The sequence below is a fragment of the Janthinobacterium sp. CG3 genome (genome assembly GCF_000344615.1).
In the GTDB taxonomy this organism is placed as follows: Bacteria; Pseudomonadota; Gammaproteobacteria; order Burkholderiales; family Burkholderiaceae_D; genus Janthinobacterium.
This window is the reverse complement of the sequence record NZ_KB467825.1, coordinates 123,003-140,251: the sequence shown is the minus strand read 5'-3', so window position 1 is coordinate 140,251 and position 17,249 is coordinate 123,003. Positions and strand designations below refer to the sequence as shown.

The window sequence follows — 17,249 nt, the reverse complement described above, 5'->3', positions numbered from 1 at the left end:
GTAAAGACTATATGGACAAGAAAATTTTGCCGGCGGGCAGTGCCGCCGATATGCAGGCCAGGCGCTCGAATCTTTCCGACGAGAAGCGGAAACTGTTGGCGCTGCGCCTCAAGGGCGCGGCCGCGGGACCGGCCAAAGCGGCCGGCATCGCCCGGCGCGGCGCCAGCGGCCCCCAGCAATTGTCGTTCGCCCAGCAGCGCCTGTGGTTCCTGGATCAATTAATGCCGGGCAATCCGTACTACAACGTACCCTCGGCCCATTTCATCGAGGGCGCGCTGCGTGTTGCCGTCCTGGAAAAAAGCATCAACGAGATCGTGCGGCGCCACGAAGCGCTGCGTACCACCATCGTCACCGAGGGCAACGAGCCGCTGCAAGTGGTCCAGCCGTTCGCGCCGACCACGCTGGCGCTAGTCGATTGCCGGGGTCTCGGCGCCGATGAGCGCGACGCGCACATCGCCGAGCTGGTCCAGGCGGAAGCGGCGGCGCCTTTCGATTTGTCCCAGTCGGTACTGCGCGTCAAGGTGGTGCGGCTCGGCCCCGAGCTGCATCTGCTGCTGCTGACGATGCACCATATCGTCACCGACGGCTGGTCGAACGGCGTTTTCATGCGCGAGTTGATGGAACTGTACCTGGCGTTTTCGATGGGTCTGCCGTCGCCGCTGGCGGAGTTGCCGATACAATACGGCGACTTTTCACAATGGCAGCGCGAGCGCCTGCAGGGCGGCCTGGAGCAAACCCAGGTCGGCTACTGGAAACAGCAATTGCGCGACGCGCCGCTGCTGCTGCAATTGCCGATCGATCGCCTGCGCCCGGCGACCCAGTCCTTCCGCGGCGCGGTGCAGAACATCCGGCTCGACGCCGAACTGACCCGGGCCTTGCGCAGCCTGAGCGAGCAAAGCGGCGGCACGCTGTTCATGACGCTGCTGGCCGGTTTCAGCGCGCTGCTGTTCCGCTATAGCGGCCAGCGCGACATGGTGATCGGCACGCCGACGGCGAACCGCAACCACACCTCGATCGAGCCGCTGATCGGCTTTTTCGTCAACACGCTGGCCTTGCGCATGCAGGTCAGCGGCGAACTGAGTTTTTCGCAATTGCTGGCGCAGGTGCGCGACGTCACCTTGCAGGCCTACGACCACCAGGACGTGCCGTTCGAAAAATTGATCGACGAGCTGGGGCTGGAACGCGACATGAGCCGCAATCCGCTGATCCAGGCCACCTTCGCGCTGCAGAACGCGCCGGCGGTATCGGCGCAGGTGCCGAACCTGAGCATCCGGCCGTACGATACGCCGGTGGAAGCGGTGCGCTTCGACATGGAGGTGCACCTGTTCGAGGACGCCGGCGAACTGTCCGGCTGTTTCGTCTACTGCACCGATCTGTTCGACGCCGCCACCATGGCGCGCATGGTCGGGCATTATGAAAACCTGCTGCGCGCCGCCGTTGCGCAACTCGACCGGCCGCTGTCGACGCTGGCGCTGCTGAAGCCGGAGGAAAGAAAACAACTACTGAGCGACTGGAACCAGACCGACGCCGACTACCCGCGCGAGCACTGCGCGTACCAGTTGTTCGAGCAGCAGGTGCTGCGCACGCCGGCGGCGGTTGCCGCCGAATGCGCCGGCGCCACGCTGAGCTACGCCGAACTCAACGAGCGCGCCAATCGCGTCGCGCGCACGCTGCGGGCGCGCGGCGTCGGGCTGGAGAGCCTGGTCGGCGTGTGTTTCGAACGTTCCCTCGACCTGGTCGTCGCGCTGCTGGCGGTATGGAAGGCCGGCGCCGCCTACGTGCCGCTGGACCCGGCCCATCCGGCCGAGCGCCTGGCGTTCATGGTCAAGGATTCGCAATCGTCGCTGGTGCTGACCCAGGCTTCGCTGCGCGCCGCGCTGGCCGGCTGCGGCGTGCCGTTGTGGTGCCTGGATACCGAACGCGACGGCCTGGCCGACGCCGCCGGTGCCAACCTGGAGCCGCTGGCGCGGCCGGACAACCTGGCCTACGTGATCTATACGTCCGGCTCGACCGGCCTGCCGAAGGGCGTGGCGATCGAACATCGCGGACTGGTCAACTACCTGAGCTGGTGCGGCAAGGCCTACCACGTCGAGGCGGGGTATGGCGCGCCGGTGCATTCATCGATCGGCTTCGACGCCACCATCACCAGCCTGTACGCGCCGTTGCTGGCCGGCCGGCGTGTCATCCTGGTGCCCGACGGCGACGAAATCGCCGGCTTGATCGAGGTCCTCAACGCCGACCACCGCTTCAGCCTGATCAAGATCACGCCGGCGCACCTGGACTTGCTCAACCACGCGCACGGCTTGCGCAGCAAACAGCCGCAGACCTTTGTTATCGGCGGCGAGGCGTTGCTGGGCAGTACCCTGGCCACCTGGCGTTTGCGCGCCCCGGCGAGCCGCTTCGTCAACGAGTACGGCCCGACCGAAACCGTGGTCGGCTGCTGCGTCTACGACGTGCCGGCCGGCGCCGGGCTGAACGGGCCGGTGCCGATCGGGCGGCCGATCGCTAATACCCGGCTGTATATCCTCGACGGGCATGGCGAGCCGGTGCCGGTCGGCATCGCCGGCGAGTTGCACATCGGCGGCGACGGCGTGGCGCGCGGCTATTTGCACCGGCCCGAACTGACCAAGGAAAAATTCATCCCCGATCTGCTGAGCGGGCGCCCGGGCCAGCGCCTGTACAAGACCGGCGACCTGGCGCGCTACCTGCCGGACGGCACCATCGAATTCCTCGGCCGCCTGGACCACCAGGTGAAGATCCGCGGCTACCGCATCGAGTTGGGTGAAATCGAGGCGGCGCTGCTGAGTCATCCCGACGTGCTGGAGGCTGTCGCGCTGGCGCGCGAAGAGCGCGCCGGCGACAAGCGCCTGGTGGCCTATGTGGTGGCGCGCGATGTGGCGCAACAGTCCGGCGGACAGGCCCGGGGCGCCGTCGGCGGCGCGGCGCGCGACGAGATGGTCTTGCAATGGCAGCAGGTGTTCCAGGACAGCTATGGCAAATCGGCGGCGCGCGACCAGGCGGTGCCGGACTTCGCCGGCTGGAACAGCAGTTATACCGGCCTGCCGATCGCCGACGCGGAAATGCGGGAGTGGGTCGACAACACCGTCGCGCGCATCGCCGGCTTGCGGCCGGTACGCCTGATGGAGATCGGTTGCGGCACCGGTTTGCTGTTGAATAAACTGGCGCCGTCGTGCGACTACTACCTCGGCACCGACTTCTCGCGCGAAGCCTTGCACCACACCCAGCGCATGCTGGAAGCCTCGCCCGTGCGCGCGCACATCGAACTGCTGCACCAGCCGGCCCACGATTTCCGCAAACTGGAGGGCAAGTCCTTCGATACCGTGGTGCTCAATTCGGTGATCCAGTACTTCCCGAATCTGGACTATCTGCTGGACGTGCTGAAAAACGCCGTCGCCGCGGTCGCCGCGGGCGGCCAGATTTTCATCGGCGACGTCCGTAGCCTGCCGCTGCTGGAGGCCTTCCATGCGTCGGTGCAGGCCTTCAAGGCGAGCCAGCCCTTGAGCCGGGAGGAGGCCGGGGCGCGGGTACGGCAGCGCGCGGCGATGGAGGAGGAACTGCTGATTCATCCACACTTTTTCTATTCGCTGCAGCAGCAATTTCCGCAGATTAGCCACGTCCAGGTGCTGGTGACGCGCGCCCGCTACCATAACGAGCTGTCCAAGTTCCGCTACGACGTCGTGCTGCACGTCGCACGGCCGGTACAGCGGGTCGCGGCCATCGACTGGCTCGATTGGCGCGCCGCTCCGCTGACCAGCGACTATATTAAGCGGCAACTGCTGCTGGACCGGCAGCCGACCGTCGCCATCAGGAACATCGCCAACGCCCGTCTGCAGCACGAGGTTCGCCTGCTCGGCTGGTTGCATGGCGCCGACGCCGGCCAGCCGATGCCGGCGCCTGCGGCCAGCGGCGACGCGGCCATCGATCCCGAGCTGCTGTGGGCGCTGGGTAGCGAGCTGGGTTACCACACGGAGATTCGTTACGCCGCGACGGCAGAGGGCGAGTTCGACGCCATTTTCACCCGCCGCTCCGGGGAGGAAGCTTTGCTGTGCTTCGACGATGCCGTGGCGACGGCCACGCCGCCGGCCGGCGGCTGGTCGAACAATCCGCTGCAAAACGCCTTCAAACGGCAACTGGCGGTGGCGTTGCGGCAGCATATCAAGACCAAGCTGCCGGCGTTCATGCTGCCGTCGGCCTATGTCGTGCTCGACGCGCTGCCGCTCACGCAAAACGGCAAGGTCGACCGCGATCTGCTGCCGCCTTCGGCTGGCCTGGGGGGCGAGCCGGAGGGCGCGCATATCGCGCCGCGCACTGAAACCGAACGGGTCCTTGCCGCCCTGTGGTCCGAGCTGCTGGGGGTGGAGCGGGTCGGTGCGGAAGATAATTTCTTCGACCTGGGCGGACACTCCTTGTTGACCACGCAAGTCATTGCCCGCGTGCGCGACTTGTTCAAATTGAACCTGCCACTGAGCATACTGTTCCAGCAGCCGACCGTCGCCGCGCTGGCGCAGGTCATCGACGCCGCTGTGCGCGACGGCATCACCGACGTGCCGGCCCCCAACGCACGCGTCAACCTGGCCGCGGAAGTCGTGCTCGACGCGGCGATTCAACCGCTCTCGGCGTTGCCGCAGATCGCCAACCAGGCTGCCGCCAAGGCGATTTTCCTGACCGGCGGTTCCGGCTTCCTGGGCGCCTATCTGCTGCACGACCTGCTGCGCGGCAGCGACGCCCGCCTGTACTGCCTGATACGGGCGGACGGCGAGGAAGAGGGTTTGCAGCGGATCAAGGACAACCTGGCCACTTATGGCTTGTGGCATGCGTCGCTGGCCGCCCGTATCTGCCCGGTGCCGGGCGACTTGGCGGCGCCGCTGCTCGGCCTCACGCCCGAGCGCTTCGCCGCGCTGGCGCAGCAAATCGACGTCATTTATCACAACGGCGCATGGGTCAACTTCACCTTCCCGTATCAAAGCCTGAAGGCGTCGAACGTGGCGGGGACCCAGGAAGTGATCCGGCTGGCCAGCCAGACCCGCAGGAAGCCCTTGCATTTCATCTCGACGGTGTCGGTGTTCCCGGCAACCAAAGACGCCGCCCTCACGATGCTGGAATCGGACCCGCTCAACAATTGGGAAGGTCTTTCCAGCGGTTATGCACAGAGCAAATGGGTGGCGGAAAAACTCGTCAGCCTGGCGGGCGAGCGCGGGCTTCCGGTCAGCATTTACCGGCCCGGCACCATCACCGGCGACAGCAAGACCGGCACCTGCAATACCAGCGATCTGATTTTCCGGATGCTCAAGGGTTGCGTGCAGCTCGGGCTGGCGCCGCAGACCGACGCGATGGTGGGCATGGTGGCGGTGGACTACGTCAGCGCGGCGATCGTGCATCTGTCGCGCCAGCAGGCGTCGCTGTCGCGGGCCTTCCATATCGTCAATCCACGCTATGCGCCGTTGAACGAGCTGGTCGGCATCGTGGTTGCCCTGGGATATACGATCGACATGACGACGTACGCGCAGTGGCGCGCCGAGCTGCTGCGCCGCACCCGGCAGCCGGCCGACAATGCGCTGCATCCTTTCCTGCCGATGTTTACCGAGCAGTCGTCCGATGAACGGGAGCCGCAGTTCGATTGCCGCTACACGCTCGACGGGCTGGCCGGAACGGGTATTGCCTGCCCCGAGGTGGACGAGCAATTGATGCGGACGTATTTCCACTACTTCAATCAAAGCGGTTTCCTGAGCCGGGAGGGCGCTGCGGAGCCGCGCTAAGGAAAGCAGTCGAATCGGCTGCGGCGCACGCACTTGCCGCAGCCGCTAGTCACGTTCTGCCATCAAGACCGCAGATGTACTTGCCAGGCCAACACAGCACGCCAACTATGAAATTGCATTATGAAAATGATTAACTACCTGTTCCGCCAGTCTTGGAAGTTGCTGCTTTTCTCGACCGTGTGCGCGATCATCAGCGGTATCAGCGGAGCCGGGCTGGCCGCGGTGATTGGCAGTGAGATCAATGGCAACGTCCCCGGCGCAACGCTGGCATGGTTGTTTGTGGCACTGGGCCTGATCTCCTTGCTTACCAGAACCTGTTCCGCTTTTTCCTTGATGCATCTGGTGCAAACCGCGATTCTGCGGCTGCGCATAAATATCAGCGGCCGGTTGCTGCAAACCTCGTTTAAAAAACTACAGGAACTGGGCAAGCCGGCGCTGCTGGCGATTTTGACGAACGATATTAGCACCTTGATCAACGCGTTTCATTTGCTGCCGATTACCTTTGGCAACGCAATTCTGATCGTCATCTGCCTGGGATACCTGGCCTGGGTGTCGTTGCCGGTATTTTCGGTGATCGCGGTGATTCTGGTTACCGGTATCTTTCTTTACCATTGGCTCGAACGCAAGCCCTTGCAATCGATGGCGGAACTGCGCGAACACATGGATATCCTGTACCGAAATTTCCGCAGCCTGATCGACGGCAGCAGGGAGCTGCAATTGAATGCGCAGCGCGGCACCTTATTCGTTGACAAGGTCATCGCGCCGGCCGCGCTGGACAACAAACGCCTCTTCATCGCGGCAATGAAGGGCTATATATTCGCCGACAATATCGGCACCTTGATGTTTTATTGCGGCTTTGGCGCGCTGCTGTTCGTCGTGCCGTTTTGGATCGCGCCGGATACCGATACCCTGACCAAATTCACCATCGTCCTGCTGTTCCTTATCGGGCCGATTTCCCAGTTGATGGGGGCGCTGCCGGTACTGCGCAACGCCGAGATTTCCCTCAAGAAAATTCAGCAGCTGGAAGGCAGCCTGGCCGCCGAGAATATGCGGAAATTACTGCGCGACCCCTTCGCCCACGGCTTGCCTTTGCATCTGGAATTGCGTGGCGTCTGCCACCATTATTCCCTGGCCGGCGAGAGTAACCGTTTTATGCTCGGGCCGCTCGACCTGAGTATTCGGCAGGGCGAAACCTTGTTCGTGGTGGGCGGCAATGGCAGCGGCAAAACCACGTTGGCGATGCTGCTGCTTGGCTTTTACCAGGCGGAGCAGGGAAATATCCTGTTGAACGGGAAAGCGGTGAACGCGGAAAACCTGGGCAACTACCGCGAATACTTTTCCGCGATATTCTCCGACTTCCATTTATTCGAGCAATTATTGCTGGCGGATCAGGACGAGTTGAGCGAGCGCGCGGCGCACTACGTCAGGGAATTCGGCTTGGCGCACAAGGTCAACGTGGTGAATGGAAAGTTCACCACGATTGATCTTTCCACGGGTCAACGCAAGAGATTGGCCATGGTATCATCGTATCTCGAAGATCGCCCCGTATATCTCTTCGACGAGTGGGCGGCCGACCAGGACCCGGTGTTCAAACGGGTCTTCTACACCGAGCTGTTACCCGAGCTGAAAGCGCGCGGCAAGACCATCATCGTCATCACGCACGATGACACTTACTTCTCCTATGCCGACCGCGTCATCAAAATCGAACATGGACAAATTCAATCTATCGATAACGGCATGGCAATCCATGCAATGAGTGGGAGTTAATCTTGAAAAAACTGGTGTATAGCGGATTGGTCCTGACCGTGCTGGCGCTGGGCGCCGGCTTTGCCAACAGCAAATATCTGAATGCCGGAATCAAGGTGAAGACGGTGGCGGTCGAGCGCGGGGCAATCACGACTTTCGTGTCGGCGCCCGGCAACGTCATCAACCGTGAAGAATTGACGGTGAATACCCCGGTCGCGGCGCAACTGCTGAAGGTCCACGTCGCGGAAGGGGATAAGGTTGAAAAGGGACAGGTGCTGGCCGAGTTCGACGATCGCGAAAATGCGATCCAGATCGGCATGGCGCGCGCCACCCTGACCTTCGCCGAGCAAACCCAGGTGGAGGCGCGCGGCGCGCTGCTGCGCATCCGGCAGATATTCGAGGTCGGCGGCGAATCGCGCAACGCCGTCGAGGCGGCGCAACAGCGGGTTCAGGGCGCGCAGAAAGATATCGAGTTGGCCAAGGCGGAACTGCAAAAAATCCAGCTGCAGCGCAGCCAGCTTCAAATCGTTGCGCCCAGAGCCGGTGTGATCACCGCCAGCCAGGCCCGCGCCGGCGTCTGGAGCAAGCCCGGCGACAGCTTGTTCAAGTTGGCGCCGGACGGCGTGCGCGAAATAGAGATCAGGCTCGATGCGGCCGACGGCGCCGCCGCCACGCCGGGAAAAAGCGTCGCTGTCACCAGCGATGCTTTCGCCGATCGCGGCTGGAACGAGAAGGTTACCTGGGTGGCGCCGGTGACCAACAAGGACAGCATGGCCAATTCCCTGAGCGTGCGCATCAGTCTGGGCGCGGACGCCCCGGCGCTGGTGCTGGGCCAGCAAGTCGACGTGAAAATTTCCACCGCGACGCGCGGCCAAATCCTGAAAATACCCTCGGGGGCGATCACTTTGATGCAGGGCAAACCCATGGCGGCGGTGGTGGAGAACGACAGCGTGCATTTCGTGCCGATCGAGGTTGGCATCGGCGATATCACCCATACCGAAGTGGTGCGGGGTCTGAGCGCGGGACAGCGGATCATCTTGGCACAGGGCAAGCCATTGAAGGAAGGCGACAAGCTGCATCTGGATGCGGAGCGGGAGCGGCAATGATCGTTTTGCGGGATGTCTATAAGTCCTATATGTTGGGCGAAGTGCCGATTCCGGTCTTGAAGGGGATTTCCTTGCAGATAAAACGCGGCGAATTCGTCGCGATCATGGGCCCTTCCGGTTCCGGCAAATCGACCTTGCTCAATTTGATAGGCTGCCTGGACAACGTCGACCAGGGCGACTATACGCTGGCCGGCGTGCCGATCGCGGGGGCGTCCGAAGACGCGCTGGCCGAAATACGCAGCCAGCGCCTTGGATTCGTCTTCCAAATGTTCAATCTGATACCGCGCATCAACGCATTGAGGAATGTCGAACTGCCGCTGGTGTATTCCGCGACGCCGCCGACGCAGAGGAAGCAGCGCGCCAGGGAGATGTTGGAGGCGGTCGGCCTGGCCAACCGGGCCGACCATGCGCCGTCGCAACTGTCCGGTGGACAGCAGCAGCGCGTGGCCATCGCCAGGGCGCTGGTGAACCGCCCAGATGTGTTGATTGCCGATGAACCCACTGGCAGCCTCGATTCGCAAGCGGGGGAGGGAATCATGCAGTTGTTCGACCAGTTGAACCAGAGTGGTATCACCATCGTGATGGTGACCCATGAAGAAGATGTCGCGGCGCACGCCGGGCGCGTGATCCGCTTGCGCGACGGCGTGATTGAACAGGATGTGCGGCGATGAATATATTTTCCTCCAAACGCTGGCGCTTTTTCCTCGACGGTATTGGCCAGTCGAGCCTGGCACTGAAGGACAATCGCCTGCGTACGGTGCTGAGCATACTCGGCATTACGATAGGCATTGCCGCGGTGATGGCAATCGGCACCGTCAGCAAGGGCGGGCATTTCCTGGTGCTGAATGAATTGCGCACCTTCGGCTTGAATTCGGTCTGGATTTACCGCGCCAACGCCGAAAAAGATCCGAATCGTATCGTCCGCCAAGGCACCGGCATCGAAGTCGGGGACCTGAGCGTGCTGGGCGCCTCGTGCTGCTCGGCGGTGCGTCGGATTTCCCCGCTTGTCTACAATATCGGGCAGGTCCGCCGGGTGATCCGGGTCGGCAATCGCTTCAGCAATGCGGAGGTGTCCGGTGTCGGCGCGGAATTCGCCGCGATCAATAACGACGTCCTGACGGCCGGTTATTTCCTGCGGACGGAAGACGTCGCGCGCCGGCGCGCGGTGGCGGTGATCGGCACGACCGCGCGCGACGATCTGTTCGGTCCGGCGGCCGATCCCATCGGCAAGGAATTTCATATCGGCGATAAAAAATACACGGTCATCGGCTTGCTCGAACACAAGAAAAGGGATTTCCTGGCCAGCATTCGGTCGATCGAGGACGCCAACAACCGGATTCTCTTGCCGTATACGACGTTTCATGTGCTGAGAGGCAACCAGGATGTCCACGCGGTCCAGGCCGAAGCGACCGAACCGGAATATGCCGACCTGGCCGTGGCGCAAATTACCGGCGTGCTCGATCGCCTGCATAACCGCCGCTTCGCCTACAAATCGGAGACCATGGAAACGTATATCGGCACCACGGACCGTATTTTGCGGGGCGTCTCACTGATCGGTATCTTGGCCGCCTCGATTTCCCTGCTGGTCGGTGGCATGGGCATCATGAATGTCGTCAGCAATTCAGTTCTGGAGCGTACCAAGGAAATTGGCTTGCGCAAGGCCATTGGCGCTTCCCAGGCCCACATCATGTTCCAGTTCCTGATGGAGTCGGTGATCATTAGTACCATCGGCGGCGTGTTGGGATTAACGCTAGGGGCGGTGCTCAGTCTGATATTGACCTGGGTAACAGGATTGCCATTGATCCCCTCGTGGTCGCTGGTGATCACGGCATTGGTCGTTTCGATCATGGTCGGGGTGTTGTCGGGTTATTACCCGGCGCGCCGCGCGGCGCGCTTGCGTCCGGTGATCGCGCTGCGCTATGAATAGGGTATTCGGCGGCCGGCGCGCGCTTGGCCGGGATAGTTGACACAAGATGCTAGAACTCGACGTGGAAGATATTCATCTGTGGTGCGTTTTCTATGAGCAGATAAACGACCCGCTGTTATTGGCCCGGTACGACGCCCTGTTGTCGCCCGCTGAACGCGAACGCATGCAACGTTTTCATTTTGCCAAAGACCGGCATTGCTTCCTGGTGAGCCGTGTCCTGGTACGCACCGCGTTGTCGCGCTATTCGAGCGTCGCACCGCAACAGTGGTCGTTTCACGCCAGTCCCCATGGCAAGCCGCGGATCGCCAACGGCGAACTGGATGCGCAAGACCTGTCATTCAACCTGTCGCATACGCAGGGCATGGTGGTACTTGGACTTACCCGGCGGATGGCACTGGGCGTCGACGTCGAAAATATGGCCCACCGCACGGCCCCGCTGGATGTCGCCGAGCGTTTTTTTTCGCGCGCTGAAGTCGCCCAGCTGCATGCGCTGCCGGTCGCGCAAAGGCAGGAGCGTTTTTTTCGATTATGGACACTCAAGGAGTCGTATATCAAAGCGCGTGGCCTGGGCTTGTCGATTCCGCTGGACCGGTTCGGGTTTGATTTCACAGAGGAGGGCGTCGCGAAGATGTCGATTGATCGGGAATTAAACGATGATTCCGCCAACTGGCGTTTCTGGCAATGCCGGCCAAGCGCCGACCATCTGCTCGCAGTCTGTTCGGCACATGGCGGACGGGCGGGGCGGAAGCTGGTGGTAAAAAGTATAGTTCCCCTGACCGGGGCGGAGAGTTTGATCGCAATTGTATAGTTCAATGAAAACCACTCGGGCGTACCGAGCCAGATACCAACATGATGAATAAAAAAATACTGAGCAAACTTCTCTGCCTGAGCCTCGGCGCCGGCGCGCAAGGCATGGCAGGCGCGGCCCCCGCCATCGATTATCCGACCGGCTTTACCGATGCGATCCGGCTAGCCCAGGCGCGGCGCGTCGAGTTGAAAATCGCAGGAATCAATGTTGACAGCACGGATGCGCGGATCGACGAAGCCAAGGGAGCCAACTTGCCTTCGCTTAACGCCTATTCGACGGTTCAACGCATCAAGTCATACCAGGATTTTAGCGGGGTGGAGGTGGAAGCGGTGGTCAACAACGTTACCATTCCCGTGGACGTCAGGAGCGTCACTCCGGGATATCAGATCCATGCCGGCCTGGAACTGAGCCAGGCCCTGTATTCCGGCGGCTTGAATCAGGCGCGGATTGACGAGAGTTTGGCGGTAAAGCGCGGCGTCCAGGCGCAGCAAGAAATAGTTCGGAAAAAAATTGTCCTTGAAGTCAGCGGCGCCTATTGGGACTTGTATAAGGCGCAGCTCAAATATGCGCTGATGGAGCGGCGTGTCGAACACGCGAAGGAAGCGGTAACGTTGGCCCAGGATCAGCTCAGCAAGGGCCGGATTGCGCAAATCGAGCTAACGACCAAAGGCTTGTTAGTGGAAACAGCGGAAATCGAGCTGCGCAATCAGGCGCGCCGCATCAGCGACGGCCGGCGCCGCTATGTCCGTGCCGTGGGCGGGGACGCCGTGGCCGAGCGTAATGGCACTTCTCCGCCGCTGAATGGCAGAACGGAGGAGATCGAAGCGCTGCTTGCCGATTTTCGACCTGCGCCGTCGCCCGAAATGCTGATTGCCCAAGCCGACCTGGACGGCGTGAAAGCGCGCGCGCTGCAGGTGGAGTCGGAATATAAACCGACGATCGACCTGTTCGCCCGCTACAACGGTATCGGACGCGACAACGGCAACATGGGCGATGCGATATCCCGCTACGGCAGGGATAATTTGAGCATTGGGGTGCGCTTCAAATGGAATTTGTTCGATGGTTACCGCAGCAATGCGCGCGCTTTGAAGGCGTCCTTGGAAACCGAACAGGTGCGCCTCAAGTTGGAGCAGACCCGGCGCGAACTGGAGAACGATTTTCAGGACAAGCAGTCGCTTGAAGCGGAGCTGCAAGACCAGCTTTCACTTGCCATCAAACAAGCGGATGTGGCGCAAAGCGAACTCAAGATCGCCAACAAGCGTTGGGAAAACCGTCTGATTTCCATGGTTGACCTGCACGGCGCGCAATTGCGGGTAGAGGAGGCGCAGGATAAAATCAAGGTCGCACAGATCGACGTAATGATCGCGCGGCTTGCCGCCACGCTGGCGAAGACAAACTAGCGCATGGTGAAGTGGCTATGAGAATTGCACATTGCCTGCCTCTCAGAGTACAGGCAATGCGCATTAACCCGTGGTCGAACAGCGTTGTTCAGAATGTCATCAACGGTGGGGTTGCTTAATTCGATGCGAAGCGTTTTTCCGCGTGTTTTTCCGGCAAGCCGTCTTGAAACAGCGTATCGAACATGATGACCCTGGCCTCTAAGCCGGATATGAAATACTCGTCATGCGTTGAGATCAGCATGGTACGGCTAGTCCGCGAGGCTTTCACAAGGCCGATCAACACTTCGCGCGCCGCCAGATCCAAGCCATTGCTCGGTTCATCGAATAGCATGACGAGCGGCTCGCCGATCCACGCGGCGGCCAGCATGGTTTTCTTTTGCGTGCCAAGCGACATGTCCGAAATCCGGGTGTCGAGGTGCTCCGCCAAGCCGAGGCTTGCCGCGATTCGGAAAACCTCCGCGCTGATCTGGCATTGCTTGGCGTACGCGACAAACTTCAAAAATTCGCGGCCTGTCATGAACGGATACACCGGACATTCGTCGGGAACGTAAGACAGGCAGGCCTTGGCAAGCAGGGGGGAATTCCGCATGGAGTGCGGACCGATCTGAATTTTTCCGCTGTCTGGTTCGACTATGCCAGCCAACATGCTCAACAGTGTCGACTTACCAATTCCATTCGGCCCGCGTAGAGCGAATACGCCATGGCCTAAGCGATCAGTAGCGTTGTTCAGAACATGTTTATGTCCAAACGACTTACACAGCTTGTCAAAATGCAGCACGATTCGCCCCTAAAGATGCACAAATAATGTCAGCACGGCCCATAGCGCGGCGCTTACTGAGCTTAAAAAAACGGCTTGGCGTTCCGCATTGACTTGTGGCAAGCGGAGTATCCCTATCAGCGCGACGTAGGTTGCGCTGGCAAGGAGTACGGCGGCAAGCAATCGGGCGTGATGAAATACGATCACGCTGCCGAGCACCGCGGCGAAGGGCATGCCCAGCAGCATCAGTAGCGCCGTGTCAAACTTGCGTTCCCATTTGTCGGGCAGCGGAAGCGCGGCGACGATGGGCCTGGCGGCGCTATGCGCCATGTGCAAGTCGCGATACAAGCCGCTGATCACCAGCGCAATGCAGGCTAGCGCAATGACCGCCAACGGAACAATGCGTTCGTCATATTCCCACACTGCCATCAGTCCCAGCGCCAGCGCCGCGATGCCGATTGAGACGACGACTTTTCCCAGCGTTTCCGCAAGGGATTGGCGCAGCAGGAAATGTAATGGGATAAAGGCCGCCGGATGCACACGTGACAGTGACGCCATCGAGAGGGCTTTGAAAAAACTATTCTGCAAGGCGCGCACGAAGGGGATATGGGCGGGGGCCGGGACTACGGACTCCCACAGGCCGACACTGGCCAGTGTCAATCCCAGTAGGATCAACTGTGCCGTTGGGCTGCTGCCCGGTGCCCAAGCCAGCAAGATATTGGCGAATGCAATGCCGGTCCAGGCGGTATATTGTCGATGCAGGGCTTGAAGTTGGGTGATGGTCATCAGCACCAAAAAAACCAGGATGAACAGACAGTGCAGGAGCCATGCGAATGCGCTCTGATCCTGGACGAAGAACCAGCATATTGCCGCAATCGGCATGAGGAATAGGGGACTGTTTGCGGTCGACACGATGAGCAGGTCGACCGTGCTCCGCTGCTTGCGCGTCAACGGAAGGGACTGCGCGTACTGCATGAATTCGCCACCGCCGACTTGATCGCGTTGCATCATTATCCAGATCACCGCGAGCGCCTGCATGGTGCAGATATATGTATAGCGCCACGCAAAGCTATCTTCCGGCGACATTAACAGCAGCACCGGAAAGGCCAGCGATTTAACCTGGGATAGCAGCGAAACACCCATAGGCGCAAGTACGGCGAGAGTCAGCAGGAGTGCCTGCCAGCGTCGCAGCAACAGGCGGCCGGTAGCGAGGGCGTACCATCGCAGCCGGCTGCGCAAGAGAATTTCGATCATTTATTTGCGTGAGGCGGGAGGCGAAGGTGCTGTTCCAGCACTGGAGCGGATGGTGGCTTCATAGATGGCAATTGCGTCCGTTAGCGACTCTTTTTCTCTTCAGCGGCGAGATACTCGGCCAAATCGGCAATGGTTGAAAAATCCCAGGCCAGCGTCGGGGATAGTTTCAAATTCAATAAATCGGACAGTTCGCCGGAGAGGGTGAAGGCTTCAACTGACTCCAGGCCGAAGTCGGACAGTCGGTCGCTTACGCTGATCTTGCTGGGTTTCACTCCGAGCAAGCTAGCCGTGCGCTCGACAATCCAGGACTGAATCGATTCGACAGTATGCTCCAATGCGAGCGCGGTATGTACCTCAGCCATAGATCTCCACCATGATGTTTTGTAATGTGATGTGAAAGCGCGGGTGCTACGAAGGGTGTGGCATAGCTCTGCCGAAGGGCTGAACTATCTAATGTAATGATAAAAATGCATGGTATAGCAATTAACAACGCTGATCAAGCGAAATCCTGAGGCCGGCGGCGCGCTTCGCCGAAGGGAGATCAGCTTGTTGCTCATATTGAAATTGTTTACTATTATATAATATTCTCACATATCCGAGGCGGCAATTCGGTGAAAGAGTGAATGCTTGCTACAGTGAAATAAAATGTGCTAAGCCGCATGTCGATGCTGTCTGTAAGGCCATACAAGGGTGCAAATATGGAAAACAACGTGGTACATCGCGCGGCGGAAGACCTTGAAAAACACTTGGGCGACCCCCGACGGGAAGAGAATCCATTTTCTTATCGTCAGGCACTTCTTGACGATGAAAAGGAGAGCTTTCCTGAGGCGCTATACGAGGCGCTGAATACTTGGGGGATGGCTTCTTACTATATCCCCCCCGCCATTGGCGGCCGCCTGCACTCGTTTCAGGAGCTGGTCGCAATAGTGAAGGTCGTCGCCAGACGAGATCTGACCGCCGCGATTGCGCACACCGCGATTTACCTCGGTTCGGCGGCTGTTTGGCTGGCCGGTACACAAGCCCAGAAGGAGGGGCTGGCGAGAACTGTCCAGGGCGGCGGTCCGGTGGCCTTTGGCTTGACTGAAAAAGAACACGGCAGCGACCTCCTTGCCTGTGAAGTTAGCGCAGTAAGCGTGGACGGCGGCTTTCTGCTCTCGGGGCAAAAATGGTTGATTAATAACGCCCAACGTAGCGCGGCGATGGTGGTGTACGCAAAAACCTCCGCGCAGGGCGGGCCTAGAGGATTTTCCTTGTTTGTCCTGGATAAAGAGCAACTGGATAAAAATAACTACGAGTACATCCCTAAATTAAAAACCCACGGTATCCGCGGAGCGGATATCTGCGGAATCACGTTTGATCGCTGTTTTGTTGCATCGGATGCAATCATTGGAATGCCCGGGTCCGGGCTTGAGTTGACGCTCAAGTCATTGCAGGTGACCCGGACAATGTGCGCCGCATTGGCCCTCGGCAGCGCCAACACGGCATTGTTCACGACCCTCGATTTTTCCCTTTCGCGCGCTCTATACGGAGGCAGCATAACGGACATTCCAGCCGTGCGAAGAAAACTGGTGAATGCCTTTCTCGACATGCTGATTAATGACTGCGTGACGACTGCCGCGGCTCGCGGACTGCATATCGTGCCTGAGCAGTTCAGCACCTGGTCGTCTGTGGTGAAATATTTTGTTCCCGTTACGACTGAAAACATGATGCATGATTTGTCGTCGCTGTTGGGGGCGCGGTATTATCTCAGGGAAGGAAACGAGGCAATCTTCCAGAAAACCTTGCGCGACAGTGCGATCATTAGTCTTTTCGACGGAAACACGGCGGTCAATCTTCAAAATATCGCTTTGCAACTGCGTTTTTTGTTGAGTGGCTCAGGTGGGGGCAGCAAGGGGAATGAGGGACTCGCCGACCGTCTCGACAAGGTATTTTGCCTGGGGACCGAATTGCCGGCATTCGACGCCGCCAAGCTTGCATTGTTTAATCATGGGCAGGATGACGTGCTACAAGGCTTGCCGCGATGCGTAGAGCTTCTGCATACTCTTAAAGAACAATCCGTCGGCAACCGCCTACTGGTCGATAAGCTGCTCGGTTTCTCCGACCGGATCGCCCAGGCTCTTGCGTCGATCTTGAACAGAGTGCAGGACGAGGGGGTGCGATCCGATAGGGGCCGTTTGAAATCGCCTGTGGTATTCGAACTCGCCGAGGAATATTGTTCTTGCCATGCCGCCGCATCCTGCCTGCAAATGTGGCTGTACAATCGGGATATCCTGGATGCCTATTTCTCTCGCGGCGAATGGTTGCTCTTGGCACTAGCCAGGTTGTTGAAAGTGGAAAATTACTCCGTAGATTCGCCGTTGTTCGACAATGCGTTTGACAAATTAAAAGATATGCATGCAGCTGATCAATTCATTTCCATATTGCCGTTCAAGATGGCCGCGAAGTGAGCACGCTGCCGTCGAATTGATACGACT

At 59.9% G+C, this 17,249-nt stretch carries 11 protein-coding genes; 8 read left to right on the top strand and 3 right to left on the bottom strand.

Annotated elements, in window-relative coordinates; all coding sequences use genetic code 11:
- Nucleotides 1-11 precede the first annotated feature (11 nt).
- The 7 genes from JANGC3_RS30100 to JANGC3_RS0125240 all read left to right on the top strand — a co-directional run bounded on the left by JANGC3_RS30100 (nucleotide 12) and on the right by JANGC3_RS0125240 (nucleotide 12,764).
- Nucleotides 12-5,777, top strand: coding sequence for a non-ribosomal peptide synthetase (locus JANGC3_RS30100; RefSeq protein WP_017879287.1), 5,766 nt, complete (start codon nucleotides 12-14; stop codon nucleotides 5,775-5,777).
- Between the two features lie 120 nt (nucleotides 5,778-5,897).
- Nucleotides 5,898-7,544: a cyclic peptide export ABC transporter gene (locus tag JANGC3_RS0125265; RefSeq protein ID WP_017879286.1), complete on the top strand. Its 1,647-nt coding sequence runs from the start codon at nucleotides 5,898-5,900 to the stop codon at nucleotides 7,542-7,544.
- Between the two features lie 2 nt (nucleotides 7,545-7,546).
- Nucleotides 7,547-8,629 carry an efflux RND transporter periplasmic adaptor subunit gene (locus tag JANGC3_RS0125260; RefSeq protein ID WP_017879285.1) on the top strand — a complete coding sequence of 361 codons (1,083 nt, stop codon included), beginning with the start codon at nucleotides 7,547-7,549 and terminating at the stop codon, nucleotides 8,627-8,629.
- The gene (locus JANGC3_RS0125255; protein ID WP_035789060.1) at nucleotides 8,626-9,300 is read left to right on the top strand and encodes an ABC transporter ATP-binding protein; all 675 of its coding nucleotides are present in this window, start codon (nucleotides 8,626-8,628) and stop codon (nucleotides 9,298-9,300) included. The genes JANGC3_RS0125260 and JANGC3_RS0125255 overlap by 4 nt, the downstream gene beginning before the upstream one ends.
- Nucleotides 9,297-10,556 carry an ABC transporter permease gene (locus JANGC3_RS0125250; protein ID WP_017879283.1) on the top strand — a complete coding sequence of 420 codons (1,260 nt, stop codon included), beginning with the start codon at nucleotides 9,297-9,299 and terminating at the stop codon, nucleotides 10,554-10,556. The genes JANGC3_RS0125255 and JANGC3_RS0125250 overlap by 4 nt, the downstream gene beginning before the upstream one ends.
- Nucleotides 10,557-10,602: 46 nt before the next feature.
- Entirely contained in the window at nucleotides 10,603-11,364 is a 762-nt protein-coding gene (locus JANGC3_RS30095; RefSeq protein ID WP_017879282.1) for a 4'-phosphopantetheinyl transferase family protein, read from the top strand.
- A 41-nt stretch (nucleotides 11,365-11,405) separates the two neighbouring features.
- Nucleotides 11,406-12,764, top strand: coding sequence for a TolC family protein (locus JANGC3_RS0125240; protein WP_017879281.1), 1,359 nt, complete (start codon nucleotides 11,406-11,408; stop codon nucleotides 12,762-12,764).
- Nucleotides 12,765-12,879: 115 nt separating this feature from the next.
- Here JANGC3_RS0125240 and JANGC3_RS30090 read toward each other — a convergent pair whose 3' ends face one another.
- The 3 genes from JANGC3_RS30090 to JANGC3_RS0125225 all read right to left on the bottom strand — a co-directional run bounded on the left by JANGC3_RS30090 (nucleotide 12,880) and on the right by JANGC3_RS0125225 (nucleotide 15,137).
- Nucleotides 12,880-13,542 (bottom strand): ATP-binding cassette domain-containing protein, encoded by a 663-nt coding sequence (locus JANGC3_RS30090; RefSeq protein WP_051068415.1) that lies wholly within the window; start codon nucleotides 13,540-13,542, stop codon nucleotides 12,880-12,882.
- 9 nt (nucleotides 13,543-13,551) lie between these two features.
- The gene (locus JANGC3_RS0125230; protein ID WP_017879279.1) at nucleotides 13,552-14,775 is read right to left on the bottom strand and encodes a hypothetical protein; all 1,224 of its coding nucleotides are present in this window, start codon (nucleotides 14,773-14,775) and stop codon (nucleotides 13,552-13,554) included.
- A gap of 80 nt (nucleotides 14,776-14,855) precedes the next feature.
- On the bottom strand, nucleotides 14,856-15,137 hold the full coding sequence (locus JANGC3_RS0125225) for an acyl carrier protein (protein WP_017879278.1): 282 nt from the start codon (nucleotides 15,135-15,137) through the stop codon (nucleotides 14,856-14,858).
- Nucleotides 15,138-15,473: 336 nt separating this feature from the next.
- On the opposite strand from JANGC3_RS0125225, the gene JANGC3_RS30085 reads away from it, so the two are divergent.
- The gene (locus JANGC3_RS30085; protein WP_017879277.1) at nucleotides 15,474-17,222 is read left to right on the top strand and encodes an acyl-CoA dehydrogenase family protein; all 1,749 of its coding nucleotides are present in this window, start codon (nucleotides 15,474-15,476) and stop codon (nucleotides 17,220-17,222) included.
- The last annotated feature ends 27 nt before the right edge of the window (nucleotides 17,223-17,249 follow it).

Excerpts from the sequence above, each read along its gene's own strand:
- JANGC3_RS0125240 (WP_017879281.1), top strand. The coding sequence starts at position 11,406 with ATGATGAATAAAAAAATACTGAGCAAACTTCTCTGCCTGAGCCTCGGC.
- JANGC3_RS0125265 (WP_017879286.1), top strand. The coding sequence starts at position 5,898 with ATGAAAATGATTAACTACCTGTTCCGCCAGTCTTGGAAGTTGCTGCTT.
- JANGC3_RS30095 (WP_017879282.1), top strand. The coding sequence starts at position 10,603 with ATGCTAGAACTCGACGTGGAAGATATTCATCTGTGGTGCGTTTTCTAT.
- JANGC3_RS0125255 (WP_035789060.1), top strand. The coding sequence starts at position 8,626 with ATGATCGTTTTGCGGGATGTCTATAAGTCCTATATGTTGGGCGAAGTG.
- JANGC3_RS0125250 (WP_017879283.1), top strand. The coding sequence starts at position 9,297 with ATGAATATATTTTCCTCCAAACGCTGGCGCTTTTTCCTCGACGGTATT.
- JANGC3_RS30100 (WP_017879287.1), top strand. The coding sequence starts at position 12 with ATGGACAAGAAAATTTTGCCGGCGGGCAGTGCCGCCGATATGCAGGCC.
- JANGC3_RS30085 (WP_017879277.1), top strand. The coding sequence starts at position 15,474 with ATGGAAAACAACGTGGTACATCGCGCGGCGGAAGACCTTGAAAAACAC.
- JANGC3_RS0125230 (WP_017879279.1), bottom strand. The coding sequence starts at position 14,775 with ATGATCGAAATTCTCTTGCGCAGCCGGCTGCGATGGTACGCCCTCGCT.
- JANGC3_RS0125225 (WP_017879278.1), bottom strand. The coding sequence starts at position 15,137 with ATGGCTGAGGTACATACCGCGCTCGCATTGGAGCATACTGTCGAATCG.